A 25989-nucleotide genomic window follows, 5' to 3' on the forward strand; every position below is an offset into this window, starting at 1 on the left:
CCGCAGGTGGGGCCGCGAGTCGCGAATTTCGGCCTGATTATTGGCGCAAAAGCTCTAAAGCTGCCGCTAAATCTGCAGGTAGCGGCGCCTGCACCGCGACCTCCAGCCCGGTCCGCGGATGTTTGAACGCCAGCCGACTGGCGTGCAGCCATTGACGTTCCAGCCCCAGCCGAGCCGCCGTTTTTCGATCCGCTCCGTATTCCGTATCTCCCATCAGGGGGTGCCCGATAGCCGCGAGATGTACGCGAATCTGGTGGGTTCGCCCGGTCTCCAACTGAACTTTCAACAAGGTCGCCCCCCGCAGCTCCTCAATGACGTCGTAGTGCGTCACCGCGGGCTTGCCCCCGGACACGACCGCCATCTTAAACTCCCGTCCCGGAGCCCTACCGATGGGGGCGTCAATGGTCCCTACCGGGGGTTTCACCTTTCCTGTGGCAAGGGCGGTGTAAATTTTTTCGACCCGATGGTAGCGAAACGCGTTCTTCAGTTTGCCGTAGGCGAGTTCGGATTTCGCAACCACCATCGCCCCCGACGTTCCCGCGTCCAGACGGTGCACAATGCCTTCGCGTTCCACCGGTCCGGACGTTGACACGCGAATCCCGGCAGCCCTAAGCGCCCCAACTACCGTGGGTCCCTCCCAACCGGGGCCGGTGTGCGCAGCGACTCCAGCCGGCTTATCCACCACCACCAAATCGTCATCGGCATATAAAATTCCTAAGTTCTCTACGCGGGTAACTTCCGGAACATAGCCGACAGGTTCAGGAATTTCGATTTCCAGCAGACTTCCCGGGGTCAGTTCATCAGACTTTTTGAGGATCTCACCGTTTTGCGTGACCGCTCCGGATTCCAGCAGGGCTCCTGCTTTTGCTCGGGACAGCCCCAGCAGCCGTGACAGCCCCACGTCAGCGCGAAGTCCCGAGAGTCCTTCCGGTACCGGCAACAAACGACTCACGAATCTTTATCCTTTACGGAACAATCCGGATCTGCACCCGCCTCGGCGCGCCTTGAGGCAGATTCAGGCTGCGGAGGGGCGAACAGCGGCACACCTCGAAGCAGCAAAACGAAAATCACCGCCACCCCGACAACTACGAAAATGTCAGCCACATTGCCGACAAACCACCCGAAGTAATCGATAAAGTCCACGACCTTTCCGGTACCCCAGGTCGGGCCTTGGAACCTGTCGACCAGGTTCGCCATCCCCCCTCCGGACACGACCGCCAAAACGTAAGCCCACGTCCTGGTGCGCGTCAGAAAGGACAACACGGTCAAAACAAACACCAACACCAGACTAAAGACGGTGACGACCAGGGTCTGCCCCTGGCCGATAGACAAAGCGGCGCCAGGGTTGTGCGTGAGGTGCAGGGTCACCCACGAGCCCAGCAGAGGCTGCGGTGCGGTATCGGCGGCCAGGAAGCGCAAGGCGAGGCGTTTCGTTATCTGGTCGATGCCCCCCACCGCCGCCATGATTAAAAGCACCGTCAGCCAGCGAGAGAATCGGTGGGGATCTCCCGTCGGCTGACGGTTAGAGATGGATTTGAACGACAACTTAGTTGGTCGGTGCGGAATCCGCCAAGTCTGAAAGAATGCCCTCTAGGAACGAACTCATCTTGGCGCGATACTCGGATTCGAAAGTCTTGAGCTCTTCGATCTTGCGCTCCAACATACCGCGTTCCTGCTCCAACTGAGCCAGTACGCGGGAATGCTCCTGCTCTGCATCAGCAATAATGCGGTCGGCTTCGACACGAGCGTTGGCAATGATTTCTTCGCTCTTCTTTTGACCGTCTTGCACGTATTCGTCGTGCAGACGCTGCGCCATATCCAGCATGGAAACTGCGGAAGTTGACGCCGGAACCTCCCCCGCACCCGGTGCGGGTTCCACCATAGCAGCCGGTTCGGGTGTGACCGGTTCGGCAACCGGTTCCACCGCCGGAGCTTCAGGCGTAGTCGGCGCTGCGCCACTGGACAGCTCGGCAATCTTGCGGTTCGCTTCCTCCAGCTCGGCCCGGAGCGAGTCACGCTCTTTGGTCAGGGTATCGAGGGTATTCACCACCTCGTCCAAGAAATCGTCCACTTCATCCTGGTCATAGCCTTCGCGGAATTTCGTGGGCTGAAACTTCTTGTTGACGATGTCATCTGTGGTGAGCAACGCCATATTCGTCACCTCGTCCGTATCAGGGGGCTTGCGCCCCGACTTCCAAAACCTTTTGGGCATTCGCACGTTTTGTACAAAAGATATTGTTACACATTTTTTGTTACTTGTGTGAATACTGAGGTTTAAAACTTACTCCGAAAGGGGGAAATTTTACTAATCGCGGAGCGTGATGAAAACGAAAACGCGGCGGCTAAACCATAAAAGTCAGCCTGACCACCAACCATTGCAACAAGAACAGGAGTATAAAAAGCACTAAAAAACCCATGTCAAGGGCCAATCCACCGATACGCAGCGGAGGTATCAAACGCCCAAAGAACCGCACCGGTGGATCTGTCAGGGCATAGATCAAGTTAGCAAACACCAAGATAATCCCCTTGGGGCGCCAATCCCTGGCCAAAAGCTGCACCCAGTCCAGAACTACCCGCAAGATCAGGATGAAAACATAGACGTTTATCGCATAGTAAATAACTAGGCCAATCAGTTGCACCATACTCACGCAGTCCATCCTACCTGACGCCAGCCGGCTAGACAGACCAAGGTTCCCCCACCGCTACGTGCGACGGGGGAACCTCAGGATGGAAGGAGGTTAGCAGTTACAAAGTCTGCAGTAAGGAAGACGACGGTTTCGGGGTCGCCTCGATAGTCTTAAGGTGCTGCGGGGAAAGCAGGAACACCCGGGTTCCGACTTCCTCGAAAGAACCGCGCAGACCGTAAGTCAAGCCGGAAGCAAAGTCGACCATACGCTGCGCCTCCTTGGCGGAAAGGTAGGCCAGGTTGAGGATGACTGGCACGTTATCGCGCAGGTAGTCGCCAATTTCTTTGGCATCAGAATATGTGGTGGGCTTGGCCGTCTTAATCCGGTCAATCGTGCCAATCGGAGTCTCAGCCGGAGTTTCCGGGGTGTGATGAGAGGCAGTTTCCGATTCGGTGGAACCGGGAAATTCGCGAACCTCACCCAAAGGAGTTTCATCTTCGATGAATTCCTCGTCGTCGTAATCGTCGATTTCGGGTTCCCGCAAGCCGACTTTCTCTAGAACGTTACGCAGCGCCAGACCCATAATTTCTCCCCTAGGTTTCAGTGTGAATTGGACAACTGGAATGAGATTACGTGATAACAGGTGTTTTAGTGGAGAATTGTTGCGGAGTGTCGCTAATCAGAGCGAAAATCGCGAAAGCCGCCCCGTCGATGACTGGAGGTCAACGACGGGAACGGTTTTCTTTTGGGAGATGCGAAGAAAGTTTCGGGTGAAACAGCCTCGCTATCTGGAGGCGGCGGACTTATTTTAAGAAGTCCGGGATGTCGAGTTCATCGTCCCCCGCGATGTCATCGAAAACCTGTTCCAAGCGCAGTGCCGGGGCGTGCTGTTCCCGCGAGGAATCCACGTAGTCCGGCACGCTCGCCGCATCGGGAGACACCGGCCGAATCCCGGAAGTAACAGCCAGCGGCTCGCGTTTCGCGTCAGGAATTCCGCTCAGCCCGGTGAGTTTGATTTCCGGTTGGTGCGGCTCAGGCTTGGGCTTCAACGTGCCCATTGCCTCGGTGCCGGCGGGAAACTTCGGAGCTTTCAGCTCGGGAACTTTCGCGGAGGATTCGTGGCGGTGTTGAGCCAGTCGGGCTTCGATTCCGTCGAGAATTTCTTCCTTTTCAGAAGCGGTTTCAGCAGGTGCCGGGGCAGGTTTCGCTGCCGCGGGAGCTTCCGCGCTCGACTGCGGTACCGTCCGCTTTTCGCTCGGTTCACTAGCCCGGGTCGCAGTGGCCGGCTTGGCGCTCGGAGCGGCCGGGGCGGGATGTGCCGCCGAGCGGGCGGCAGAGGCGGTCTGGGTGGCTCGGGCGGAGGATGTGTTCCCATCTTCGCGTTCGAAACCCGCAGCGATAACCGTGACTTTAATCTCATCGGCAAATTCTTCGTTCGGAGCGTAACCGATGATGACGTTTGCCTCCGGATCGGCCAGTTCGCGAACCATCTGGGCCGCGTCGTTCATCTCTTGCATCCCCAAGTCCGTTCCACCTTGGAAGAAGATGAGGACTCGGTCGGCACCGTCCATGGAGCTTTCCAGCAATGGCGAAGAAATCGCCATCTCCACCGCAATGAGGGCTCGATCCGGGCCGGTGGCTGTCCCAATCCCCATCAGTGCGGTCTTGGCGTCTTTCAAGGTGGTGGTCACGTCTGCGAAGTCGACGTTGATGGTACCGGGGATGGTGATAATTTCGGTGATACCCTGCACGGAGGATTGCAGGACCTGGTCAGCGGCACGGAAAGCATCCAAAACTGAGAGATTTGTGTCCGTGGATTCCAGCAGGCGCTGGTTAGGGATCACGATGAGGGCATCGACTTGTTCGCGCAGCGCTTCGATACCGCGGTCGGCCTGCTGCTCGCGCCGGCGACCTTCAAATTGGAAGGGACGAGTGACCACACCGATGGTCAGAGCGCCGAGCTCGCGGGCGATACCGGCCACAACCGGAGCTCCACCTGTACCGGTGCCACCGCCTTCTCCAGCAGTCACAAAGACCATATTGGAATCGCGCAGTACCTCGCGGATATCGTCCTCGTGAGCGGTCGCGGCCGCCTTGCCAACTTCCGGATCGGCTCCTGCGCCCAAACCGTGGGTAGACTCCCTGCCAATCTCCAGTTTGACGTCCGCATCCGACATCAACAGCGCTTGCGCATCGGTGTTAATCGCGATGAACTCGACACCGCGCAGATTCGACTCAATCATCCGGTTTACCGCGTTAACACCGCCGCCTCCGACGCCTACGACACGGATGACCGCCAGTGGTGCTGGTTCCATCATGATTTTCCCCTTCCAACCTTAACCTTGAACTTAAGGGTTAAAGTAATGTCGGCTTTTTGACGCCAAAAATTTAGTGAGTGTTGCGCAATATACCGGGATGCGCCTCGGCGTGTTTTGAAATTGCTCGGATTTCTGACGAGGTTTAATTCCCGACGGCCGCGCTGTTAGACTGCAAAGACAAAAGCAATTTTCACTATCTAAAGGAAAGACAATGGTTTTGAAAAAAATTGTCAGCTTGGCGGCAGGTCTCGCCGTGGCTTTTTCTTTGACTGCTTGCGGCGGAGCCTCTTCGCAAAACGCCGGTGCCGCAGGGGACAACTCCACGAAAAGTACCGGCGACAAGTTCGTGGTCGGCTTTGACGCGAACTTCCCGCCTTACGGTTACAAGGATGAAAAGACTGGGGAATACACAGGTTTCGACTTGGATTTGGCCGCTGAGGTGGCGAAGCGCAACAAATGGACCCTGGAAAAGAAACCCATCGACTGGGACTCCAAAGATATGCAGCTCGATTCGGGGTCTGTGGATTGCTTGTGGAACGGTTTCACCATGAACGGCCGCGAGGACAAGTACACCTGGTCAAAACCTTATGTAGATAACTCCATTGTTTTTGTGACCCGCAGCGCCGACAACCTGAAAGACGCCGCGGCTCTGGCGGGCAAAACCGTCATAGTGCAGGCTGATTCTTCCGGCTTGGCAGCCCTAGAGGACGAAGCCAACAAGGATTTGCTTGCTTCATTCAAAACCCTCAGCAAAGTTCCCGACTACAACAATGCGTTCATGAGTTTGGAAGCGGGGGCTGCCGACGCGGTTGCCGTGGACATCGGTGTCGCCAACTACCAGCTGGAGACGCGCAAAAAGGGACTGTTCACCATCATGGAAAAGCCGGTGCAGACCGAACAGTACGGCGTGGGCTTCAAACTCGGCAACGAAGCTCTGCGTGACCAGGTGCAAGCCACCCTGGACGAGATGGTTGCGGACGGCAAATTCATGGAACTCGCCAAGAAATACGGCTTGGAAAACGCCGTCATCACCAAGTAAACGTAGCCAAAGTTGAGTTTTCGGTGTTGCTTTCAGCGCGGGACAGCACTAAGCGGCACCGAAAACTCCTCAGTTTAAGAATGCAACATGAACGAGTGGACTTTCCTTCCTGAACTGGCCCTGGGCTTTGGCCGCACCGTGATTTTGTTCGCACTGACGCTGGTCATTTCCCTCCCCCTGGGACTACTGGTGTACGCCGGGCGGGTGGCTCCGTTTAAACCCCTGAACTGGGTAGTCCAGTTCTATATCTCGATTATGCGCGGGACTCCCCTGATGCTGCAGCTCATGGTCGTGTATTTTGGGCCGTATTACCTGTTCAAAGTGCCTATCAGTGCCTCTTACAATTTCTGGGCTGCCATCATTGCTTTTTCTATCAACTACGCCGCCTATTTCGCCGAAATCTATCGCGGCGGTTTCCAAGCTATCCCCCAGGGACAAACTGAAGCGGCGTTTGTTCTGGGCTATTCCCAGCAGCGCACTTTCTATACCATCAAGCTGCCCCAGATGTTTCGCACGGTGCTGCCTTCCATCACTAACGAAGTCATCACCCTAGTCAAGGACACGTCCCTAGCCCAGGTTATTTCTTTCCTGGAAATGTTTTCCATCGCCAGGGAATACGCCTCCACCACCGCTTCGATGGCGCCTTTCGTCGCTGCCGGCATTTTCTATTACGTCTTTAACATGGTGGTGGCCATGACCATGAACAAGTTGGAAAAACGCGTCAGCAAATACCAAATCTGAGATGTCACCAGCAAAGTAGGGAATCATGAGCACCGCACTATTCATCAAAGATATGTACAAGAGTTTCGGCGACCTAGCCGTCCTGAAAGGGGTCTGCGTACAGGTCGAGCAGGGCGAGGTCCTGGCGATTCTGGGCCCTTCCGGTTCGGGAAAGTCCACCTTGCTGCGCTGTGCCACTTTCCTGGACCGCATGGATTCCGGGAGCATCGAATACTTCGGGGAAACCGCCCTATCCATGAAAAATGGTGAAAAAACCTCGAGCGGCGACGAAAAACGATTTCGGCACGACTACGGACTGGTGTTCCAGAACTTCAACCTGTTCCCCCACTGGAACGTCATGCGCAACCTCACCGATGCCCCGATTAAAGTGCAACATCGTCACCCGACCGAAGTCCGCGCCGAAGCCCAACAGCTCCTGGAACGCATGAACCTAGCAGACAAAGGCAATGCCTACCCTTCCGAGCTGAGCGGGGGGCAAAAGCAGCGGGTAGCCATCGCCCGGGCACTCGCGTTGAAACCGCGGATGCTGTATTTTGACGAGCCGACTTCCGCGCTGGACCCCGAGCTGACCGGCGAAATCCTGGCCATTATCCGCTCTCTGGCCGACGAACGCATGACGATGGTTATCGTCACTCACGAGATGGAGTTCGCCGCCCAAGTCGCGGATCGTGCCGTTTTCATGGACGGCGGCACCGTACTGGAAGAAGGCCCCGCGGAACAGCTCATTCACCACCCCACTCAGGAACGCACTCGCCAGTTCCTGCACAAGCTGCAGGGCGAACAGCCCCGCTAACGCCGCTTTTGGGAGGGCAGCGGCAAAGCTAGGCAGATTGCGTTTCCGGGTTGGATTCGGCGGTCGATGATTCCGCGGCACTGGCGGAGTCGTGAGACATCTGCATCCGCGCTAGTGAAGTCAGCATCCGAATCTCGGGACCGAGACGCCGCACGGAAGGGAAGTTCGTCTGTTCCAACCCTCCCAGCAGCAACAAAGCATCAAACCCTTGGTCGCATTCCAACAGTGCCCGCGCCCGCAGCAGCCGAGCCATAAACCGCGCGTCCCCCTCATTGCCTTGCAACAACAGACCGTCAGGGAGGGGATGCGAATCCAGCAGACCCAAAGACGACGACACCTCAACATTGCCGTTGCGCTCGTCATAGCGAGCCGCCAGGGTCGCGGCTGCCTGCCCCAGCAAATCGCGAGCCTGCGCCACACTCGGGTGTACCAGAGCCGGAATCTCGTGGAAACGTGAGGCCGGAGCCAGAGATACTTTCAAGGAATAATTCCCGTATCCCGCCCAGTCCAAAGCCTCCAGCGACCCGACGATAGCCCGCAGACCGACCAACAAATCCCATGGGTCGTGAGCCTGGCGAATGAGACCCAGGTGCCGTTCCAGCAACAGGAGCAGGCGTGGCCACATTCCCGCCACCGCCAAGAAACGGAAGTGCTCACAAATCTCAGACAGTCGGGATTCCTCACGATCATATTCATAAGCCACCAAGTGTGCTTCCCAGGCAACCTGCCAAGCATCGGTAGTGACCAGCCCGGGTAGCATCACCCGCAGCAGCCGCGCCTTTTGCGGGCCGGGAACCTCGTGAGTCAGCATCCGCCACGACACCTGCAACGCCTGTTCCGGGTGGCGATCCCAGGCCAGTTCCACCTGAGAAATATCGACCGCGCGTCCCAGCGCCGGATGATCCGCGGGAGTAATTCGGTCGATGGCACGATCCAAGAAGTATCGGTCACTAGCGGGGTTTCCCAAGGCTTCGCGCATCCGGTAGCGCAGGTAGTCTCCGGCGGCCGGCGAGGGTCCGAGGCTGACTTGTAGAGCTTGCAGACCGGCCAATAAATGATTCAGCAGCGACAGGGGAACGTCGGGGTGGGTACAGGCGCTTTCGATGACCTCGGGATAGTACCGGGAGAGCTGCTCCAGCTGACGGGAGTCGTAGAGTTCCGGGCGATGCAGCAAGCGCGTCAAAGTGGAGGAAAATGCTTCCAGCGCCTTGCCGGGGTTGCGTCCTTCCAGATAGCAGCCAATTAGCTCCAGTTCGGCCCCGGCCAACAAGTCGTCGTAACCCGCGTCACGAGCCGCACTGACCACGTCCAAGGTCGCTTTCGTGCGCGGTAGCCCCGGGGGAATCGAAGCCGCATTCATTAACTGCGTGGCCAACACCGCCGCGCTGTAGGGGGCGGAATCATCCGGCGCGGAGTCGAAAGAGTAAGCATCATCTGAAAACGTTATGCTCAACAGGCTCCCCCTTACCTATCCCGGTTAAACTCACCATACCGGGGCTCACCGCCCGGGCACGTGTGACACACCGGGAAACCGGACTGGGGAAACTCGTGAATATGCAAGAATGGGTGCTGATGAGCATTTTTGAGTCCGACGGTTTCGTTCCGGGAGTGGATCCAGAGATTCTCGCCACGCAGATTGGCGATGATCTGGAAACTGCCCTGGGTGACCCCTTGGGTCCAGAGCGCCTGCACCGCCTGGAGGAACTGGCGTCTTTGGCTCACAAACACGGCCTAGACGAAACGGAAATCACCGTCCGCTTGGAACTCGTGTGGGATGCCCTCGAGTCCGGCGACACCGAATATGCTTTGGCCACTCTGTCGTGGGTGCTCCAGCAGGTCGCGCACGGTCAGATGGTTCCCACCAAGACTCAAAACCAGGTTATCGCCCAACAGCTGCTCCAAATCCCCACCCTGGCGGCCCGGCACCCCGGCGTGAGTGCGAAACTCATCGAACACCTGACCTTCTGGATGGAATATTTCACGGCGCAAGCGGGCATTTCCTTGCGTTCCCGCTGGATTACCCGCCACCAGGTGGAGCTGGGGCGAGGCCACCGCGAAGCCGCCCGCGAAGCCCTCGAAATCATTTCTGCCCTCGAGGAGATACCCCGCGAGGTTCGCGACGAGGCGGACTGTCCCCTGCATCATTACCGTTCCCGCATCGCCTGGGCCGTCAACTCCTCGGAGTTTGCCCAAGCGCTTTCTCTGTACCGAGACGCTTTGGAACGTAGCGCCGAGGCGGACTGGCAGTGCATTCAACCGGACGACCTCAACCCCCTCCTGATGCTGCCGCTGTCTTGGGCAGGAGAAGGTGACGCGGCGTGGCGCGCCCACGAACGCTCTTACCGTCACCAAACCGAAACGTCGCAATACCTCGGAGACATTGCCTCCCACCTGCGTTTTTGCGCGGCCACTTGGAATATCCCCGAGGGCTTGGAGCTGCTGGAAACTCACGCGCAGTGGTTCTCTAACCCCGAGGACCCTTGGGATTTGCTGGTGGCGACCCGTTCGGCGGCAACTTTCCTGTCCCGAGCCGTGGGGGCTTTCATCGGGACGGGCATAAAAGTGCCGCACCTCGGCTTTGCAATCAACGGGTCGAATCGTTGGCTTCCGTTCGAGAGCCTCAGTCCGGCCGATACTTTGGCGCTGGCACAAGCCCGGCTCGAGTCGGTTGCCATGAAACTTGCTCTGGCTTTTGACTCCCGTAACGCTAACAACACCATGTCCACGCGGGTCATCCAGAGCCTGCACGAAGCCCCGCTGTGTTCTTTCGCTTCGGTAAAAGACCTTTTGAGCGCCCGTTTCGGGGTGAAAAATCTGTTGGCCGAACAGGGTTTGAGCGAAACCAGTCCGGAATGGGTGCTGCCTGACCTAAACGACCCATCCTGGCTGCGACAACCCGTTCCCGAATTTCGACTGCTGGACGTTCAACAGGTTGCCGAGGTTGAGAAACAGTTGCGAACTTTCGAGGACTCGGTCGATTTCTCGGCGCTGCCGGCCGCGATTTCTGCCGATAAGGAACGCTTGGTACTGGGGGCTAACCGGGTGACGTTCCTGGCCGCGGCCGGAAAATGGAACGAAGTTATCGACACGGGCGAACTGTTGCTGGAAATCGGGGAGAGACTCGACGATCACCGCCAGTCGCTGCGTTTAGCGTGTTACCTGGTGCAAGCCTATTGGCAGTTAGACGATTTAAGCGCGGCACGCAACTGGCTGGTGCGAGCGGACGAGTTCGTGGATGCTACTATTTCGGGCAAACCTCGCGCGCTATTGGACGATTTGTCTCTGTTGGCGGGATAAACTTTCCTCATGCAGCGTTTCATTCTTCCTCCCGTTCCAGATACTCTGGATGAGCTGTGTGAAGCGTACACGGATGCCACCGGCTCTTATGCGTGGCGTCTCGCCGACCGAATGCTGCAAGCTTTTCCCAACGCTCCATTGAGTGCGGTGGCTCCCCACCACGCTATTTCGTTCCTGCGGCTCCGGGCCACCATTTTGGACGCTTTGGGAGACGTCAGCGCCTGCCGCGCCATCTTTAAGTTCGCCGCCACCCAAGCCGCGGGGGCTGGCGATATTGTGTCTCAAGCGGCGGCACTCGCGCAGCTGCACGTGGACCGGTCTTTCCGTCTCGATGACGACACCGAACACGGTTCGCCTTTCGTGGGGGCGATTCGTCAGGATTTGCGTGACATCGTGGATCTGCTGTTGGATAATCCCACCGCTATGGCGCAAAACCCGGATTTGACCACCGCTACCCTCGCCCACCTGGTTCACGGTTTCGCCCTCATCGGTGCCAACGCCGATGGGCGGGAAACTCTGGATCAAGCTCGGGTCATCTGTCCCGAAAAAGAATCTTTAAAGGCACGGTTGGATTTGGCTGACGCGGTGTTGTTGGCCTGCAGCGGGCAGATTGATGAGGCCTTGGAGTTCGGTGAGCTTATCTTAGGACGCGATTCCGAGGATCCCCTGGCTCTGCAAGTCGAGGTGCGCGAGTTCCTGGGGACCTGGTATCGAGCCATTGGCCGTCACGTGGACGCCGCCAACCACCTGCGGATTGTCACCGACCTGTGCCGCGACTATGACCTGCCCTATATGGCAGTGGTCGCGGCGATGGAACAGATTTCTTCCCTAGTGGAACTGAACAAACCGGAAATCGTGGTTGACTTGGCTTCGTGGGCTCTGGACGTAGCCCACGATATCGGCATCAACAACGAGGTGGTGCGGACCTTGGACATTGTCTTGGTGCAAGGGTTGGCTGGTTTGGGGCGTCATATCCAGGCAGTCAACTGTGCCGAAATCGCCGGCACTCGAGCGCGGGAGCACGGGGATGTGGATACCGCCATTGTGCTTTATGAGATGGGAGCGAAATCCGCCAGAATCAGCGGGGACCAAGCTCGCGCCGCGAACCTTTACGGTTTTTGCGCCGAGCTGACCGGCGGCGAAATATCGTTGCAAGCCCGTTTCCTCCGTAAAGAGTCCGCAGCCATTTTGGCCACCGTCGGACTGAAACCTCCCCGCGAAAAGCTCCCCGAGGAACCTTGTGCAGTCCCCCCCGCGACAGACACCCCCGCCGCGAAACTGGAAGCTGAAACCCTGAAACACTTAGAGATGGCTCCGGATGCCAATTCCATCGAAGTGCGTACCGCGCTATCCTTAGCGAAAGACCTGATGGATGAGGCCCTCTCGCTGCTGATGTCCACCCCGGAGGGGGAACGTAGCCTCGCCGCCCCGGAACTCGCCAAGTGGAATGAGCTGCGCACTTGGATGGCCGGAGTCGAGGATGGCACCCAGCCGTCGGTCATGTCTGACGAAAGCACGCAGCTGTCGTCAGATTTGCCTCAGGAGGACGATGCGTAATGGTCAATCGGATGGATTCCACACTGCTGCTGCCGGATTTGGCCAGCCAGTACGCCACCGCGTCCCATTCCGTCAGTTTGCGCCTACTCGCCTACGCTCTGCAGTCTTTCCCCTTAGCCGAACCTTTCGCCCCCAGCCCCAATCGCAGCGAGACAGAAAATCTGAATATTTTGCGTCTTTGGGCAGACATGCTGGTGGCCCGCGGTGAAAACGGCGCGGCGGCCTCCACCTGGAAGCAAGTCGCGGTGTGGTGCCACCACCTAGACGACTTGCAGGGCGCCACCTATGCTCTGGTACAAGCCCATGCCCTGCTGTTGCCTCAGATTCCCCCGGTGGAAGCTTCCGAGACCGCGGCGCAGCTGATTAAATTCCTCACCAGGGTCCCCGATTCGTTGGAAAAATCCGAATCGATGATTGTTTTGGCAGCCAGCCTGCTGGAACTAGGGGATTTACGAGCTGCCCAAATCCTTCGTGGCGAAGCGGCCAGCAGCACCGCTCGAATTCGCCTGGATTCCGCGCTGTTACAAGCAAAAATCTTTCTGGCTCAGGGACACGAGGAACAGGCGCAATTTTTCCTTGACGATTTGGAAAGCAACCTGGGGATATTTTCCGATGTGCAAGGTGCGCGCATGACCATCGGAATGTTTCGCCTGAACCTAGATCAGGACAGCGGAAACCTCGCCGCGGCCCTGGAGCGGGCGAAAAAGCTATACCAGCAGGCCAAATCGGAGGGTCTGTTGCTCCAACGAGCCCTGCTGAGCGCCACTCGCACCGAGCTCAGCGCCGAAATGCACCTGGACCAGGACGTCATCGCCTACGGCATCGAAACCCTCCAACTCTTTGACCAGCTGAATCTGGGAGAGACCCGCCGTATCGGCATCAAAGCGATACTGGCACGTTCGCTGGCGCGGATGGGACGCGCCAAGAAAGGCATTGAATACGCCGAGGAAGTGGCGGCTTGGGCACAAAGCCACGATCAACTGGAACTGGAGCAAGAATTTACGGTCATCGCCGCGGACTTGGCAGCGCGCGACCTCCAGGGTATCCGCGCCGCCGGGCTCTATGGCTGCGCCGCGGATTTATACAGCGAACAACCTCTCTTGCGGGCTCGCTACCTGCGAAAATGCGCTGTTCAACTGGTTTATTCCGCCGGGTCGGATCGGGAAACCACTATCCGCTGGGCGCTTTCGCTGCTGCGCGAAGCCGGGGATTTGCTCCACGGCATGGAACGCAACGGCGAAGTCGCCGCGGAACTCTCCGCTTGGGAATTCGACCGCCTGTGGATACGCACCCGGAAATAGCCCCCCGCCCTGCAAGCCAATGACAGGCGCGGTTTGTGTCCCCGGAAAGACGGCCGCACCCCTGGTTTTAATATGAACCGTAAGATAAAATATTACTAAGTTGTCGGTGTTTTGGAAGGCGGTGCAACGATGAAAGCAAATTTGGTTATTCAACGAATTGTTGCCATATTTCTCAGTCTCGCAGTCGTAGCTCACTCCGGGTTCGCGCTATGGCAGATGTACCTGAGCGGCAAAACATTTTACCCCTCTGAACACACCACTATTTACTATCCGTCGGTGCCCCTTCCCTCTCAGCTGGCCGTGATAGTCCTGGCGCTGGCTTCGTTTGGTTTCGTCGCGGTTTCCATTAAGCACAGTTTTTCTGTAGGGTGGCTCCTCCCGGCGCTGATCCTTTCCACGCTTTGCATTGTGGCGACCGGAACCGTGGGGCTGATTATGGCAACGCTGACCCTCGTCACCGCCGCGGCCTACAGCTTGGCACGGTTCGCGCCCAAACTGGCTCGTGGCAAAACCCCGAGTCTGAGTCAGCTTAATTCCTAGGATATAAAAACAGCGCGGGGCCGGTTGGTAACCCAACCAGCCCCACAACTTTGTCAGCTCCCTAGCCGTTATTCTTCAAAGCGTTGAGTCGCGCTGCCACTTCCGCGTCTGCCGCAGACACATCCAGGGCGGCGAACTGTTCCTCCAGGGATTCGCCCTCTCCTGCCAGCTCGGCCTGACCGGCCGCCATGGCCTCGGCCCGGCGGACCTTTTCCTCAAAACGCCCCAGCTCGGAAGTCGGATCCATAATGTTAATCTTGGACACGGCCTGCTGCACCTGGGTTTGCGTGGCCGCGGTCTTAGAGCGAGCCACCAACGAGTCCCGCTTCGATTTCAAGTCCTCCAGCTGCATCTTCATCGTGTTCAGCCCGGACTTGAGCTTATCCACCGTGGCGGTCTGGGAAGCAATAATCGGAGCCGCTTCCTCGACCTCCTTTTCAAAGCTAATCTGTTTCGTGATGGCAACCTTCGCCAGGTTGTCCATCTTGTCAGCTTCGGCCGCGTTACCGGCAGCTCGCAGTTCATCGGCTTTTTGGGAAGCCGCCGCGGCTTTCGCCCCCCACTCGGTGGCGGCCTGCTGATCCTCATCGCGGTCGCGTTCCGCTAAACGCAGATTCCCAATCGTTTGCGCCACCGCCTGTTCAGCCTCCGCGATTTCATTGGTGTAATCACGTACCAGCTGGTCAAGTAGCTTTTCGGGGTCCTCTGCCTTGTCCAGCAGCGCGTTGATATTAGCCTTGGTAATTTGGGCAATACGCCCCAAAATAGATTGCTTTTCAGCCATTTTCTGTCCTTCCAGTCGAGCGGCTTGTGCGTTTTAACGCTATCGCACCAGCCGACATCAGCACTCACCCTTTGGGGTGATTTTTCGTCCCGAGAATAGTTCCCCAGACGGATTTTGGTGGTTGTATCTCACGTCACAAGGCCGGGTGGGCAGGTTTTCGGTTCTGGCAGTTTTCCGACTAAACTCTTGGGGTGATTACTGCCACTGACCTCACCTTGCGTATTGCGGATCGTGTCCTGATGGAACACGCTTCGTTCCAGGTAAACAAGGGTATGCGGGTCGGCTTGGTGGGACGCAATGGCGCCGGTAAAACCACCCTGATGAGACTGCTGAGCGGTACTGGGCTGCCCGACGCGATTCAGGTTGAGGGAACCGTGTCCCGGTCGACCACACCGGGTTACCTTCCCCAAGATCCTCGGGAAGTCGATCCTGACCAGATCGTGCGCGACCACATCTTGAGCGTGCGCGGACTCGATGTCATCGAAGCCCGAATCCGCAAAGCAGAAGAGGCGATGAGCCGTGAGACCGGCGAAAAACAGCAAAAGGCCATGGAAAAATATGTGCGCCTGGATCAGGAGTTTCATATGTCCGGCGGCTACGCGGCAGCTTCCGAGGCCGCACAAATCGCCGCTAACTTAGGGATTTCCAACGAAACGTTACGTCAGTCTTTGGGGACGCTCTCCGGGGGGCAACGCCGTCGGGTCGAGCTGGCGCGCGTGCTGTTTTCCGGGGCGGACACCCTGCTGCTGGACGAGCCCACCAACCACTTAGACCACGACTCCATAGTGTGGCTGCGCAGTTACCTGCGTTCGTTTCCCGGCGGGGTACTGATTATCTCGCACAACGTGAAACTTTTGGACGAAACCCTGAATCAGGTTTTGTACCTCGATGCGATGCGCGGCGCGTTGGACGTGTACCACATGGGCTGGAAAGCCTATCTGCAAGCCCGCGCGGACGACGAGGCGCGGCGGAAACGGGAACGGGCGGTAGCGGAAAAGAAAGCCGCGGCCCTGCAAGCCCAAGGCGAACGTCTGCATGCGAAAGCCACCAAGGCCGTGGCGGCCCAACAGATGTTGCGCCGCGCCGCGCAGCTGCTGGAAAATACCCAGGCGGAGGGCCCGAAAGAAAAAGTCGCCAAACTCGATTTCCCGCAGCCCCAGCCTTGTGGGAAAGTTCCCTTAGCTGCTGAGGGGATTTCCAAAACCTACGGTTCCCTGGAAGTTTTTACCGACCTGACGTTGGCTATCGACCGCGGCTCAAAAGTGGTGGTGTTAGGGTTCAACGGCGCGGGAAAAACGACCATGTTGCGTATCTTGGCTGGTCTGGAGACCAGCGACACCGGACGGGTGGTTGCCGGTCACGGACTGAAGCTCGGCTATTACGCCCAGGAACACGAGACCCTGGACGATTCCCTGTCCGTGGTTGAGAATCTGCGCCAAGCCGCTCCGGAACTTGACGATACTCAGGTGCGTTCCTTGCTGGGACAGTTCCTGTTCTCCGGGGCGGACGCCGACAAGCCCACCGCGGTGCTGTCCGGTGGCGAAAAGACGCGCCTAGCTTTGGCGACGTTGGTGGTGAGCGGGGCGAACGTGCTGCTGCTGGACGAACCGACCAATAACCTGGACCCCGCCTCACGGGAGGAAATCCTGAATTCCTTGGCCACTTATGAGGGCGCGGTTATCCTGGTCACCCACGATCCGGGCGCGGTGAAAGCGCTGGACCCGCAACGGGTCCTGCTGCTGCCCGATGGTGATGAGGACCTGTGGGACGAAACTTATCTGGAACTCGTTGAGGTCGATTGAGCCGTGGTCTCTCAACGCCACACGAAACGGTAAACTGTTTGAGACACACTTGGGAGGAAAACTGATGCGTTACCAAAAGACAGTCGCCAGCGTACTGGGGGCGGCGCTGCTTGTCGCGGCGTTGAGCGGATGTGCTGGCACGAAACAGACTCTGGACAACCCCGACAGTGCTTACCTCAAGCAAAAAGATTCCCTTCCAACGATGGTGAAACAGTTTTCTGGCCCGAACCTAGCCATTATTTTGGGTGGACTAAAGATTAAGGGCGACAGCCTGAAAGTCTATGACGAAGAAACGACCGCTTCGATGCGCTCCGCGGATCATCAAGCGTTGGATTTGCTGCGGGAGACCGAGTTCAAACCCGCGATGTGCCAGCAAAAACTCATGGACTCCTATACTGACAAACCGGAAATCCCCGCGGCTTTTTCCCAAGCCAACCTCAACAATCACGCTACGGTAGTGCGCTCTCAACTGCGGGCCTACCCGTCTGTGGCGCAGGCTGAGAAAGCCATTAAAGTCCAGCGGGATTTGGCTCAAGCCTGCCCCACCTATGCGGTGACGGCTCCCGGAGGCGCCAGCTCGAATCAAACCACCGCGGCGGCGGATTATCCTCTTGACGGAGCCCGAGATGGCTTGATGATGACTTACGGAACGGACCGCGGTGAAGGCCAGATTGCCCCTACCGAAGTCGGGGTGTTTCAGCGGGTCGGTAACTTGGAGATTCGGGTATATTTTGACGGCAAAAACCCCGTCAAGGACGCCAACGAGGCTCGCGCCGAATTGCAGAAATTTGTGACGTACCTGGGTCAAGCTCTGATTGCGAAAGCAAAGTAACTCCCCAGGAAATGCCAAAAGGATTTGGCGGCGGCCTGCCTGAAGCTAGCGGCGTTAGCTGCGCGGAGTGCCGTTGATGTAAGGCTCAGGAATGGGGGCTTCGTCACCCAAGCGCGCCGCCCAGGCTAGGGGCAGCGACGGGTCAGTCAGCAGCGGCCGGCCGACCTGAACCACGGAGGCTTGACCGTTGACCAAAATCTGTTCAGCTTGTGCCGGTTCAGTAATCATGCCGACAGCCGAAACGGGCAGGGGCCCACGGTCTTGAATCTCGGTGGCAAATTTGACCTGATAACCCGGCGCTTGCGGAATCGTCACCCCGTCAATCAGTCCGCCGGTGGACACGTCAATAAAGTCAACCCCGAAAGCCGCCAGATCCTGGACGATCCGACCCCAGTCCTCGATAGTCACGTCACGTTGCAGCCCGAAAGCTCCGCTGGGAACCCAGTTCGTCGCCGAAATCCGCATCAAGAGCGGGAAGTTTCCCCCCAGCTCCTCGCGAATCGCCATGACCAGTTCACGCCAAAAACGGAAACGTCCCTGCAAATCCCCGCCGTATGCATCGGTGCGTTGGTTAGTCAGCGGGGAAATGAACTGGCTCAACAGGTAACCGTGGGCGCCGTGAAGTTCCACAAAATCGAAACCGGCCGCCAAAGCGCGGCGAATGGCGGAAACGAAGTCCGCTTGCGTCTTGTGAATATCCGCGACACTCATTTCGCGGGGAATCTCATGGCGGGAGGTAAACGGAATGGGGCTGGGCGCAATCGTATGCCAGCCGATGCCTCCCAGGTCGGAGTCTTCGGGAGCCAGGGGCGTGCCGGAAGGAGACGTGGAGGCCTTCCTGCCGGCGTGAGAAATCTGGATGCCCGCAGCCGCGCCGCCTTCCTTGATGAGGGTGGCCAACCGGGCAAAAGCCGGGATTTTTTCGTCCCGATCCAGCATTAAGTCGAAAGGGCTGATGCGTCCTTCCGGGCTCACCGCGGTCGCTTCCACGATGACGGCACCCACCCCGCCTGATGCCCTGGCTCCGTAGTGAACTTCGTGCCAATCGTTAGGCCAACCCGCGGATGGTCCCTCGGAAGAGGCGGTAAATTGACACATCGGCGGCATCCACAAACGGTTCCGGGTCTCGAGGTTTTTCAGCCGAAACGGCGTAAAAAGGTGGGACATAGGGTAATTCTAACAAGAGCCGGGACATCTTTTTGGGCAAGTTATCTCGGTAGCTGTACCAAAATCGTCAAATACGATGTGTACTGCACAGATTTGCACTACTAACCAGATAACGACAAGTTAGGTGCCTGTGTATAAATCACACGTTGAAACCGAGGGCCCGCAGCTGCTCGCGGCCGTCTTCGGTGATTTTGTCCGGGCCCCACGGCGGCAGCCACACCCAGTTGATAGACACGGTTTTCACCAAATCTTCCAGCACGAAACGGCACTGGCGCTCAATCATATCTGTCAATGGGCAGCCGGCGGAGGTCAGGGTCATATCAATAACCAGGTCGTCTCCGTCCAAGTGCAGCCCGTAAAGCAACCCCAAATCCACGATGTTAATGCCCAGTTCCGGGTCAATAACGTCCTTCAGTAACTCCACGATTTCTTCCACCAAGGCACGCTGCTGTTCAGAAAGTTCCGCTCCCGGTTCCGCCACGGCATCTGCCGCTATCCCGTCAACCACGGTTGCCGACCCTGCTGGTGTGGTACTGACCTCGGATTCCACCGCCGCACTGGTCTTCGGTGTACCCAACTCGTCCAATAGCTCTTTGCTCAAGGGTTCTTCACTCATGGGTTTGTCCTTTGTTGTTTAGAGGGTTTTCAGGGTCACAAGTCCGGTTCATCACTTTCGGGTCACAGTGCGGCGCCGCCTGGGTACCGCCGCCGGTTCCATCCGTCGCTGCCGCTTGGGCCAGCGCATCTTTCAAAGCCATCCACCCCAGCAGGGCGCATTTCACACGGTTGACATAACGGGATACCCCTTCCAAGCTGGAGGCATCACCCAGGCGATCGAGCAAGTCTTCGTCCACTCCCCGGCCTCGCGAATGCATCATCTCGTTGAAATCCTTTTCCAGCCCGTGCACAGTTTCCAAGTCTTGGCCCTGCACCAGCTCCCACATCATCGACAGGGAAGCCTGCGAAATCGAGCAACCGTGCCCGTCCCACACCAGGTTGCGCAGCTTTCCGTCAGCCACTTCCACCTGCAGCGTAACCTCATCACCGCAGGTCGGATTGACCTGGTGGGAGCTGGCAGCCCAGCCGGGCAGGGTGCCAGCGCCATGCCGAGCCTTAGACTGCTCCAAGATGAGCTGTTGATACAGGTTTTCCAGTTCGTTCACTTGTGTTCCTTCTGTGTATTCAACTATCCGCCGGCGTGACGCCAAAGAACTTCGCGGCCTGGGGAAGTGCTTGCAGCCAACGGTCAATCTCGTCAATAGTCGTGGTGGGGCTAAACGTGGCTCGCGTGGAAGCGTTCACCCCAAAGAACCGATGCAGCGGAATGGCGCAGTGATGGCCGACCCGCACCGCTACCCCTTGCGAATCCAAGTATTGTCCCAGGTCATGAGGGTGAATTCCCTTCATCTCAAAGGACAACACCCCCGCGCGGTGCGTCATGTCGGTGGGACCGAGCAACTTTACGCCGGGAATCTCCACCAACCTCGGCAGGGCGTAAGCGGTGAGGGCCTGTTCGTGGGCAGCGACCCGTTCCATTCCCAGCTCCTGCAAGTATTTGCACGCGGCGGCCCACCCCACAATCTGGGCGACCGGTTGCGTGCCGGCTTCAAAGCGGTAGGGAGCCGGCATGAAAGTCGTTTCCTCCACCGTTACATTTTCAATCATGGAACCACCGCTGAGGAATACCGGCAGCTGTTCGAGCAGCTCACGGCGCCCCCACAGGGCTCCCACCCCGGTGGGGCCGAGCATCTTGTGCGCGGAAAAACACGCGAAATCGACCCCGAGCCCATCGACATCGAGCGGCAGGTGCGCGCTGGATTGGCAGGTATCCATGACGACGATGGCCCCTACTGCCCGGGCGGCGGCAATAATTGGCGCAATATCCGTCACCGCCCCCGTCACGTTGGACAGGTGCGTGAAGGCAACGACCCGCGTGCGCGGCGTAATGACATCCTCCAGGCGGCTCACGTCCAGGCGCCCGTCGGGAGTCAGCTCGATGACTTTCGTGACGGCTCCGGTGCGTTTGGCCACCAGCTGCCACGGCACCAGGTTAGCGTGATGTTCCGCCCTGGTGAACACGATTTCATCGCCTGGTTGCAAGGCAAAAGGTCCGCCCGCGCGTTCCCAAGTGGCGGCGGCAAACCCGTAAGCCACCAGGTTCAGCGCTGCGGTCGCTCCTGAGGTCCACACGATTTCTTCGGGGTCGCTCACGCCCAAGAAGTCCGCCACGTCCTGGCGGGCATCTTCGAACAAGGCCGTGGCTTCGTCGCCGAGCTGGTGAGTGCCCCGGTGCACCGCCCCGTTGTGGCGGCGGTAAAAGTTGTCAAGAGCGTCCAACACGACCGCCGGCTTTTGCGAGGTTGCCCCCGAGTCCAGGTAGTCGATGGGCTGACCGTCACGTCCCAAAACACTGAGAATCGGGAAATCCGCACGAATCCGAACAAGCTCCCCCGCGCTGAAATCTGTCGCCGCCGGGCCTGTTACCATGACAACTCCTTCCCTTCGCCGCTCGCGCCGCCCTTAGGCAGCCGTCGGAGCCCCCAGGTACTTGTCGTAGCCCTCAGCTTCGAGTTCGTCTGCCAGTTCGGGTCCGCCTTCTTTGCTGATGCGCCCGTCCACGAAAACATGAACAAAATCGGGGTGGACGTAACGCAAAATCCGGGAATAGTGGGTAATCAGCAGGATTCCGGTATTGGCGGCCTCATGCACCCGGTTGATGCCCTCGGAAACAACCTTAAGAGCGTCAATGTCCAAACCGGAATCTGTTTCGTCCAAAATCGCGAACTGCGGTGCCAACAGCTGCATCTGCAGGATTTCCAGGCGTTTCTTTTCCCCGCCGGAAAAGCCCGCATTCAGATCTCGGCTGGCAAATTCTTTCTCCATCTTAAAGTCGTCAAAAGCACCGTTGACTTCTTTCATCCATTTGCGCAGCGCCGGAGCTTGCCCCGCCACCGCGGTTTTGGCAGTACGCAAGAAGTTCGACACGCTTACCCCGGGGACCTCGACCGGGTACTGCATCGCCAGGAACAGTCCCGCCCGAGCGCGCTCGTCCACACCCATCTCCAGGATATTCTTGCCGTCCAGCAGGGCTTCGCCGCCGGTGACCTCATACTTCGGGTGCCCCGCTAGGACATAGCTCAAAGTCGATTTGCCTGAACCGTTAGGCCCCATAATGGCGTGTACTTCCCCGGAGTTGATGGTCAGGTTTACGCCTTTCAAAATCTTTTTCGGCCCCTCCGGGGTCTCCACCTGGGCTTTGAGATCCTTTACTTCCAACACTGACACTGTTTTCTCCTGTTTCCTTTTTCCATTCCCAGCCGTTCGGCACGCTTCGTGCTCAGACGGGCTTTGTTATGCTTTCAAATCCACCGCTACGAAACCGTCAGCAATTTGGACGGGGTAAATCTTAAGGGGGTCGTGCGCCGGCGACTGCGGCTCACCGGTTTCCAAATCGAACTGCGCCCCGTGCGCGACACACTCCACGCAGCCATCCTCAATAATGCCGTCCACCATGGAGAACCCGGCGTGCGGACATTCCTTCGCCATGGCATGGAAATCTCCCTCATCGCTGCGTAAAACCACGATTTCGGTGTCTCCCACAGTAACTTCTTTACCGGTTCCCGGCTCGATTTCATCGATACTGGCAACATTGATAAAACTCATTGCAAACTCCCTACACTCAGGTGACTATCCACGGTTTCCAATACGTATTCAGTCAGTTCCGGTATTTCTAACATATTCAATAGTTCCGCATAGAACGCGCGCACCACCAGTCGTTTCGCGTTAACCGCGTCGATGCCACGGCTTTGCAGGTAGAACAGCTGTTCGTCGTCAAATCTGCCGGTGGCCGAAGCGTGTCCGGCACCTTCGATTTCACCGTTGTGAATCTCTAGGTTCGGCACGGAATCTACGCGAGGCCCCTTGCCCAGCACCAGGTTTCGGTTCAGTTCGTAGGAATCCGTCCCGAAAGCCTGCGGCCCGATACCAACGTCACCAACCCACACGGCTCGTGCCTCCTGGCCTTGCAAAGCACCTTTGTAGGTCACACGGGATTTCGATTTTTGCCCCGTGTGCTCGATAAACAGCCGGTGTTCCTGATGCTTTCCCGCGTTGGTAAAGTACAGCCCCAGCAGGTTCAAATCGCTGCGTTCTGAGGGCAGATTCACTCCCATAGCGATGCGCACTGAGTCCCCTCCCAAGGTGACGTTGGCGTGTTTCACGCTAGCGTTCAGGCCCAAAGTCATCTGTTGGGTCGCCATATGCACCGCGGTGTCGTCCCAGGCTTGCAAGCTGACCACGTTCAGTTTCGCGTCCGGCTCCGCTTTTACTTCCAAAGTCTCGTTTAGAGAGCCGCCGCCGCGATGACGCAGCACGATGGTGGCCTGGGTCGCTTTTTCGGCGTGTATCCGCACGTGACCGACCGTGTCTGGCCCATCGGCGGTGACGTCAATCCAGACCGGTCGACTCACCGCACCCGTAACCGCCACATCGAGGGTTTGGGATATATTGCTCCACCCTACGGCCCCAGCGCGGTCGAAAGGGGCTCCGGCCAGGGGGGACAGCCCCACCACCGCAGACAGCTGCAGAGTCAGCCCCGCCTCGGGCTGTACTGGTTCGTCGGCACGCAAAGCCGTGCCGTCCACCGCAAACTTGGCGCCACCGCCATTGAGAGATTCTTCCAGCAAACCGGCGAACCGCGATAACGGGGTGAAGCGCCAGGCCTCTTCCCGCCCGGTCGGCACCGGAAAATCCCCCACGGAGGTGGAGGTCACCCGGGTCGGGGTCGGAGCGGCCAGCGCGCCGCCTGTTGGCACAGTTACTTCAGTCATTTAGCCCACCGACCCTTCCATCTGCAGTTCGATAAGTCGATTCAGCTCTAAGGCGTATTCCATCGGCAGTTCCTTGGCGATGGGCTCGACGAAACCGCGCACGATGGTCGCCATTGCTTCCGTCTCGGTGAGACCCCGGCTCATCAGGTAAAACAGTTGATCCTCGGATACTTTAGAAACGGTTGCCTCGTGACCCATTTCGACCTCGTCATTGCGCACGTCCACATAAGGATAGGTGTCGGAGCGGGAAATGGTATCGACCAGCAGGGCATCGCACAGCACGTTGGACTTCGAACCGGTGGCGTTTTCGGCAATGTCTACCAAGCCTCGGTATGACGAACGTCCGCCTTGCCGCGAGATAGATTTGCTGACAATGTGCGAGGACGTGTGTGGTGCCCGGTGCAGCATTTTTGAGCCGGTGTCCTGATGCTGCCCCTTGCCCGCAAAAGCGATGGACAGCGTCTCACCGTGAGCGTGCTCCCCCAGCAGGTACACCGAGGGATACTTCATGTTGATGCGCGAGCCGATGTTGCCGTCAATCCATTCCATCGTGGCGCCTTCCTCGCAGAAGGCACGTTGGGTCACCAGGTTCAACACGTTATTCGACCAGTTTTGGATGGTTGTGTAGCGCACCCGGGCGTTCTTTTTCACAAAGATTTCCACGATGGCGGCGTGCAGGGAATCCGACTGGTAAATCGGGGCGGTACAGCCTTCCACGTAGTGCACGTAGGAGCCTTCGTCAGCGATGATTAGGGTCCGCTCGAATTGCCCCATGCTCTCGGTGTTGATGCGGAAGTAGGCCTGCAGGGGAACCGTACACTGCACTCCCTTGGGAACGTAGATAAACGAACCGCCGGACCACACGGCCGTGTTCAGCGCGGCGAATTTATTGTCCCCCGCCGGTACGGCCCGCCCAAAGTACTCCTGGAACAGCTCGGGGTATTCTTTCAACCCCGTATCGGTGTCAAGGAAGATGACGCCCTGTTTCTCGAGGTCTTCGCGGATTTGGTGGTAGACGACTTCCGACTCATACTGGGCGGCCACCCCGTCCACCAGGCGCTGGCGCTCTGCTTCGGGAATTCCCAAGCGGTCGTAGGTGAGTTTGATGTCCTCGGGCAGGTCGTCCCAGGATTGAGCGACCTTATCGGCGGCCCGCACGAAGTACTTGAACTCGTCAAAGTCCAGGAAGTTCAAATCAGGACCCCAGTTTGGGATGGGCTTGCGCTGAAAAATCTTGAGGGCTTTCAGCCTCAGTTTCAACATCCATTCCGGCTCATCCTTCATCTGGGAGATGTAGCGCACCACGTCCTCATCCAAGCCGCGTTTCGCGGCTTGTCCGGCAGCATCGGAGTCATGCCAGCCAAATTCGTACTTATCGGAAATAGACTCAATAATCTCATCATCCGCGCGCTTTTTCTGATCTGACTCAGTCAGAGCATCGCTCATCTCTGTCCTTTCATTCGAGTTTTTCTCTAAGTCTGGGTAGCCCGTTCGGGGCTTTATGTTGTCAGAAGTCACCAGGGGGCGTCTTCACTTTTTTGTTCCTCCCGACTTCCCACTGGCCTTCGCCGCGCTCAACACATTAATGCTGCTCATGGCCCCATTCTTACGCAGAGTTAGCGGCACGCTGGTGGTGCAGGCATGATCGCCCTCAGCGAGCGTAGCGAGACGTTGCACATGGGTGTCGAGCAGCCGGGAAAAGGCTTGTGTTTCTGCCTCACACAGTTTCGGATAGGACTTGGCCACGTCCTGTACCGGGCACGATCCTTGGCACAGCTGCAGCGCCAGCCCATGCGCGGTTTGCCGGACAGTTGCGGCATAGCCGTCCTGCGCCAACGCATCTGCCAAAGCCACGACCCGGGCTTGTGGGTCGTCTCCGGCGGCATGCACCACCGGAGCATAACGGCGTTCGACTTCCCGCGAATGTCGGTTCGCAAAATCTTCGATAGCCTGGTCACCGGCAACCTGTTGCAGGTAGTCCAGCGCTTTATTCGCCATCTGTGAATAACCATCCGGCAACGTGGCGCGCCCGGCGTCGGTTGCCACATAGTGACGTGCCGGACGCCCGCGGCCGCGAATCTTCCCGGTCGATTCGAGGTTCTCGATTTGCCCGCTGTCCTCCAGATAGATGAGGTGGCGGCGAACTGCCGCCGGGGTGAGTTTGAGGATGTTAGCCAGGACAGAAGCAGTAATGGGGCCTTTTTCGATGATTAGGTCCAGAACGACTTGACGGGTGCCCTGATCATCCACGATTGCTGGCATCCCGTTCCCCTTTCATCAAAATCTTTACATCAACAATGACTTTCCTAAATCTAGCATATTTTCCCAAGCTAGTCATTGCTTAAAACCCGCAAAAATACGC

General features: G+C 58.0%; 26 protein-coding genes. 9 read left to right on the forward strand and 17 right to left on the reverse strand.

Features of this window, described 5'->3' with window-relative positions; all coding sequences use genetic code 11:
• Positions 1-37: 37 nt before the first annotated feature.
• From RDL66_RS05225 to ftsZ, 6 genes are all read right to left on the reverse strand, one after another.
• A complete protein-coding gene (locus tag RDL66_RS05225) occupies positions 38-952 on the reverse strand; it encodes an RluA family pseudouridine synthase (RefSeq protein WP_308535704.1) in 915 nt (304 codons plus the stop codon).
• A complete protein-coding gene (locus RDL66_RS05230; RefSeq protein WP_308535705.1) occupies positions 949-1464 on the reverse strand; it encodes a signal peptidase II in 516 nt (171 codons plus the stop codon). The genes RDL66_RS05225 and RDL66_RS05230 overlap by 4 nt, the downstream gene beginning before the upstream one ends.
• 82 nt (positions 1465-1546) lie before the next feature.
• On the reverse strand, positions 1547-2212 hold the full coding sequence (locus RDL66_RS05235; protein WP_297721672.1) for a DivIVA domain-containing protein: 666 nt from the start codon (positions 2210-2212) through the stop codon (positions 1547-1549).
• Between the two features lie 130 nt (positions 2213-2342).
• Positions 2343-2642: a YggT family protein gene (locus RDL66_RS05240; RefSeq protein WP_308535758.1), complete on the reverse strand. Its 300-nt coding sequence runs from the start codon at positions 2640-2642 to the stop codon at positions 2343-2345.
• A gap of 103 nt (positions 2643-2745) precedes the next feature.
• On the reverse strand, positions 2746-3210 hold the full coding sequence (locus RDL66_RS05245; protein ID WP_299294339.1) for a cell division protein SepF: 465 nt from the start codon (positions 3208-3210) through the stop codon (positions 2746-2748).
• Between the two features lie 220 nt (positions 3211-3430).
• Positions 3431-4942 (reverse strand): cell division protein FtsZ, encoded by a 1512-nt coding sequence (gene ftsZ / locus RDL66_RS05250; RefSeq protein WP_308535760.1) that lies wholly within the window; start codon positions 4940-4942, stop codon positions 3431-3433.
• 214 nt (positions 4943-5156) lie between these two features.
• Here ftsZ and RDL66_RS05255 point away from each other — a divergent pair, with 214 nt between their 5' ends.
• The 3 genes from RDL66_RS05255 (at position 5157) to RDL66_RS05265 (ending at position 7518) form a co-directional block, all read left to right on the forward strand.
• The gene (locus RDL66_RS05255; RefSeq protein ID WP_308535708.1) at positions 5157-5984 is read left to right on the forward strand and encodes a transporter substrate-binding domain-containing protein; all 828 of its coding nucleotides are present in this window, start codon (positions 5157-5159) and stop codon (positions 5982-5984) included.
• A gap of 87 nt (positions 5985-6071) precedes the next feature.
• A complete protein-coding gene (locus tag RDL66_RS05260; protein WP_308535710.1) occupies positions 6072-6725 on the forward strand; it encodes an amino acid ABC transporter permease in 654 nt (217 codons plus the stop codon).
• A 25-nt stretch (positions 6726-6750) separates the two neighbouring features.
• The gene (locus tag RDL66_RS05265) at positions 6751-7518 is read left to right on the forward strand and encodes an amino acid ABC transporter ATP-binding protein (RefSeq protein WP_308535712.1); all 768 of its coding nucleotides are present in this window, start codon (positions 6751-6753) and stop codon (positions 7516-7518) included.
• Between the two features lie 28 nt (positions 7519-7546).
• On the opposite strand, the gene RDL66_RS05270 is transcribed toward RDL66_RS05265, so the two are convergent.
• Complete coding sequence (locus tag RDL66_RS05270; protein WP_308535714.1) at positions 7547-8971, reverse strand: hypothetical protein; 1425 nt, start codon at positions 8969-8971, stop codon at positions 7547-7549.
• Positions 8972-9072: 101 nt separating this feature from the next.
• On the opposite strand from RDL66_RS05270, the gene RDL66_RS05275 reads away from it, so the two are divergent.
• The 4 genes from RDL66_RS05275 (at position 9073) to RDL66_RS05290 (ending at position 14213) form a co-directional block, all read left to right on the forward strand.
• Positions 9073-10815 carry a hypothetical protein gene (locus tag RDL66_RS05275; protein ID WP_308535761.1) on the forward strand — a complete coding sequence of 581 codons (1743 nt, stop codon included), beginning with the start codon at positions 9073-9075 and terminating at the stop codon, positions 10813-10815.
• A 9-nt stretch (positions 10816-10824) separates the two neighbouring features.
• Positions 10825-12372 (forward strand): hypothetical protein, encoded by a 1548-nt coding sequence (locus tag RDL66_RS05280; RefSeq protein WP_308535716.1) that lies wholly within the window; start codon positions 10825-10827, stop codon positions 12370-12372.
• Positions 12373-12383: 11 nt separating this feature from the next.
• Positions 12384-13673 carry an exopolyphosphatase gene (locus tag RDL66_RS05285; RefSeq protein ID WP_308535717.1) on the forward strand — a complete coding sequence of 430 codons (1290 nt, stop codon included), beginning with the start codon at positions 12384-12386 and terminating at the stop codon, positions 13671-13673.
• Between the two features lie 129 nt (positions 13674-13802).
• Positions 13803-14213 (forward strand): hypothetical protein, encoded by a 411-nt coding sequence (locus tag RDL66_RS05290; RefSeq protein WP_308535719.1) that lies wholly within the window; start codon positions 13803-13805, stop codon positions 14211-14213.
• Positions 14214-14274: 61 nt separating this feature from the next.
• Here RDL66_RS05290 and RDL66_RS05295 read toward each other — a convergent pair whose 3' ends face one another.
• Positions 14275-14997, reverse strand: coding sequence for a PspA/IM30 family protein (locus tag RDL66_RS05295; RefSeq protein WP_308535721.1), 723 nt, complete (start codon positions 14995-14997; stop codon positions 14275-14277).
• Positions 14998-15188: 191 nt separating this feature from the next.
• On the opposite strand from RDL66_RS05295, the gene RDL66_RS05300 reads away from it, so the two are divergent.
• Together RDL66_RS05300 and RDL66_RS05305 are read left to right on the forward strand one after the other, a co-directional pair.
• Positions 15189-16799 (forward strand): ABC-F family ATP-binding cassette domain-containing protein, encoded by a 1611-nt coding sequence (locus RDL66_RS05300; RefSeq protein WP_297721641.1) that lies wholly within the window; start codon positions 15189-15191, stop codon positions 16797-16799.
• A gap of 64 nt (positions 16800-16863) precedes the next feature.
• Positions 16864-17631, forward strand: coding sequence for a hypothetical protein (locus tag RDL66_RS05305; protein ID WP_308535723.1), 768 nt, complete (start codon positions 16864-16866; stop codon positions 17629-17631).
• 54 nt (positions 17632-17685) lie between these two features.
• On the opposite strand, the gene RDL66_RS05310 is transcribed toward RDL66_RS05305, so the two are convergent.
• The 9 genes from RDL66_RS05310 to RDL66_RS05350 form a co-directional block, all read right to left on the reverse strand.
• Positions 17686-18798: an NADH:flavin oxidoreductase/NADH oxidase gene (locus RDL66_RS05310; RefSeq protein WP_308535725.1), complete on the reverse strand. Its 1113-nt coding sequence runs from the start codon at positions 18796-18798 to the stop codon at positions 17686-17688.
• 139 nt (positions 18799-18937) lie between these two features.
• Positions 18938-19414, reverse strand: a complete 477-nt coding sequence (locus RDL66_RS05315; protein ID WP_308535726.1) for a metal-sulfur cluster assembly factor — start codon at positions 19412-19414, stop codon at positions 18938-18940.
• Positions 19407-19961 carry a Fe-S cluster assembly sulfur transfer protein SufU gene (sufU, locus tag RDL66_RS05320; RefSeq protein ID WP_308535727.1) on the reverse strand — a complete coding sequence of 185 codons (555 nt, stop codon included), beginning with the start codon at positions 19959-19961 and terminating at the stop codon, positions 19407-19409. Before sufU ends, RDL66_RS05315 begins: the two co-directional genes overlap by 8 nt.
• Before the next feature lie 19 nt (positions 19962-19980).
• Positions 19981-21285 (reverse strand): SufS family cysteine desulfurase, encoded by a 1305-nt coding sequence (locus tag RDL66_RS05325; RefSeq protein ID WP_308535729.1) that lies wholly within the window; start codon positions 21283-21285, stop codon positions 19981-19983.
• 33 nt (positions 21286-21318) lie between these two features.
• Entirely contained in the window at positions 21319-22083 is a 765-nt protein-coding gene (sufC, locus tag RDL66_RS05330) for a Fe-S cluster assembly ATPase SufC (RefSeq protein WP_308535731.1), read from the reverse strand.
• A gap of 66 nt (positions 22084-22149) precedes the next feature.
• Positions 22150-22461, reverse strand: a complete 312-nt coding sequence (locus tag RDL66_RS05335) for a Rieske 2Fe-2S domain-containing protein (RefSeq protein WP_308535733.1) — start codon at positions 22459-22461, stop codon at positions 22150-22152.
• Positions 22458-23627, reverse strand: coding sequence for a SufD family Fe-S cluster assembly protein (locus tag RDL66_RS05340; protein WP_308535734.1), 1170 nt, complete (start codon positions 23625-23627; stop codon positions 22458-22460). The genes RDL66_RS05335 and RDL66_RS05340 overlap by 4 nt, the downstream gene beginning before the upstream one ends.
• Positions 23628-25073, reverse strand: a complete 1446-nt coding sequence (gene sufB, locus RDL66_RS05345; protein WP_308535736.1) for a Fe-S cluster assembly protein SufB — start codon at positions 25071-25073, stop codon at positions 23628-23630. It lies immediately after the preceding gene.
• Positions 25074-25157: 84 nt separating this feature from the next.
• Complete coding sequence (locus tag RDL66_RS05350; protein WP_299294408.1) at positions 25158-25889, reverse strand: metalloregulator ArsR/SmtB family transcription factor; 732 nt, start codon at positions 25887-25889, stop codon at positions 25158-25160.
• Positions 25890-25989: the final 100 nt, after the last annotated feature.

This window comes from uncultured Mobiluncus sp., from assembly GCF_902488535.1.
Lineage (GTDB): Bacteria > Actinomycetota > Actinomycetes > Actinomycetales > Actinomycetaceae > Mobiluncus.

Excerpts from the sequence above, each read along its gene's own strand:
- RDL66_RS05230 (WP_308535705.1), bottom strand. The coding sequence starts at position 1,464 with ATGGCGGCGGTGGGGGGCATCGACCAGATAACGAAACGCCTCGCCTTG.
- RDL66_RS05235 (WP_297721672.1), bottom strand. The coding sequence starts at position 2,212 with ATGCCCAAAAGGTTTTGGAAGTCGGGGCGCAAGCCCCCTGATACGGAC.
- RDL66_RS05240 (WP_308535758.1), bottom strand. The coding sequence starts at position 2,642 with ATGGTGCAACTGATTGGCCTAGTTATTTACTATGCGATAAACGTCTAT.
- RDL66_RS05245 (WP_299294339.1), bottom strand. The coding sequence starts at position 3,210 with ATGGGTCTGGCGCTGCGTAACGTTCTAGAGAAAGTCGGCTTGCGGGAA.
- ftsZ (WP_308535760.1), bottom strand. The coding sequence starts at position 4,942 with ATGGAACCAGCACCACTGGCGGTCATCCGTGTCGTAGGCGTCGGAGGC.
- RDL66_RS05255 (WP_308535708.1), top strand. The coding sequence starts at position 5,157 with ATGGTTTTGAAAAAAATTGTCAGCTTGGCGGCAGGTCTCGCCGTGGCT.
- RDL66_RS05260 (WP_308535710.1), top strand. The coding sequence starts at position 6,072 with ATGAACGAGTGGACTTTCCTTCCTGAACTGGCCCTGGGCTTTGGCCGC.
- RDL66_RS05265 (WP_308535712.1), top strand. The coding sequence starts at position 6,751 with ATGAGCACCGCACTATTCATCAAAGATATGTACAAGAGTTTCGGCGAC.
- RDL66_RS05275 (WP_308535761.1), top strand. The coding sequence starts at position 9,073 with ATGCAAGAATGGGTGCTGATGAGCATTTTTGAGTCCGACGGTTTCGTT.
- RDL66_RS05280 (WP_308535716.1), top strand. The coding sequence starts at position 10,825 with ATGCAGCGTTTCATTCTTCCTCCCGTTCCAGATACTCTGGATGAGCTG.
- RDL66_RS05285 (WP_308535717.1), top strand. The coding sequence starts at position 12,384 with ATGGATTCCACACTGCTGCTGCCGGATTTGGCCAGCCAGTACGCCACC.
- RDL66_RS05290 (WP_308535719.1), top strand. The coding sequence starts at position 13,803 with ATGAAAGCAAATTTGGTTATTCAACGAATTGTTGCCATATTTCTCAGT.
- RDL66_RS05295 (WP_308535721.1), bottom strand. The coding sequence starts at position 14,997 with ATGGCTGAAAAGCAATCTATTTTGGGGCGTATTGCCCAAATTACCAAG.
- RDL66_RS05305 (WP_308535723.1), top strand. The coding sequence starts at position 16,864 with ATGCGTTACCAAAAGACAGTCGCCAGCGTACTGGGGGCGGCGCTGCTT.
- RDL66_RS05310 (WP_308535725.1), bottom strand. The coding sequence starts at position 18,798 with ATGTCCCACCTTTTTACGCCGTTTCGGCTGAAAAACCTCGAGACCCGG.
- RDL66_RS05315 (WP_308535726.1), bottom strand. The coding sequence starts at position 19,414 with ATGAGTGAAGAACCCTTGAGCAAAGAGCTATTGGACGAGTTGGGTACA.
- RDL66_RS05325 (WP_308535729.1), bottom strand. The coding sequence starts at position 21,285 with ATGGTAACAGGCCCGGCGGCGACAGATTTCAGCGCGGGGGAGCTTGTT.
- RDL66_RS05335 (WP_308535733.1), bottom strand. The coding sequence starts at position 22,461 with ATGAGTTTTATCAATGTTGCCAGTATCGATGAAATCGAGCCGGGAACC.
- RDL66_RS05340 (WP_308535734.1), bottom strand. The coding sequence starts at position 23,627 with ATGACTGAAGTAACTGTGCCAACAGGCGGCGCGCTGGCCGCTCCGACC.
- sufB (WP_308535736.1), bottom strand. The coding sequence starts at position 25,073 with ATGAGCGATGCTCTGACTGAGTCAGATCAGAAAAAGCGCGCGGATGAT.
- RDL66_RS05350 (WP_299294408.1), bottom strand. The coding sequence starts at position 25,889 with ATGCCAGCAATCGTGGATGATCAGGGCACCCGTCAAGTCGTTCTGGAC.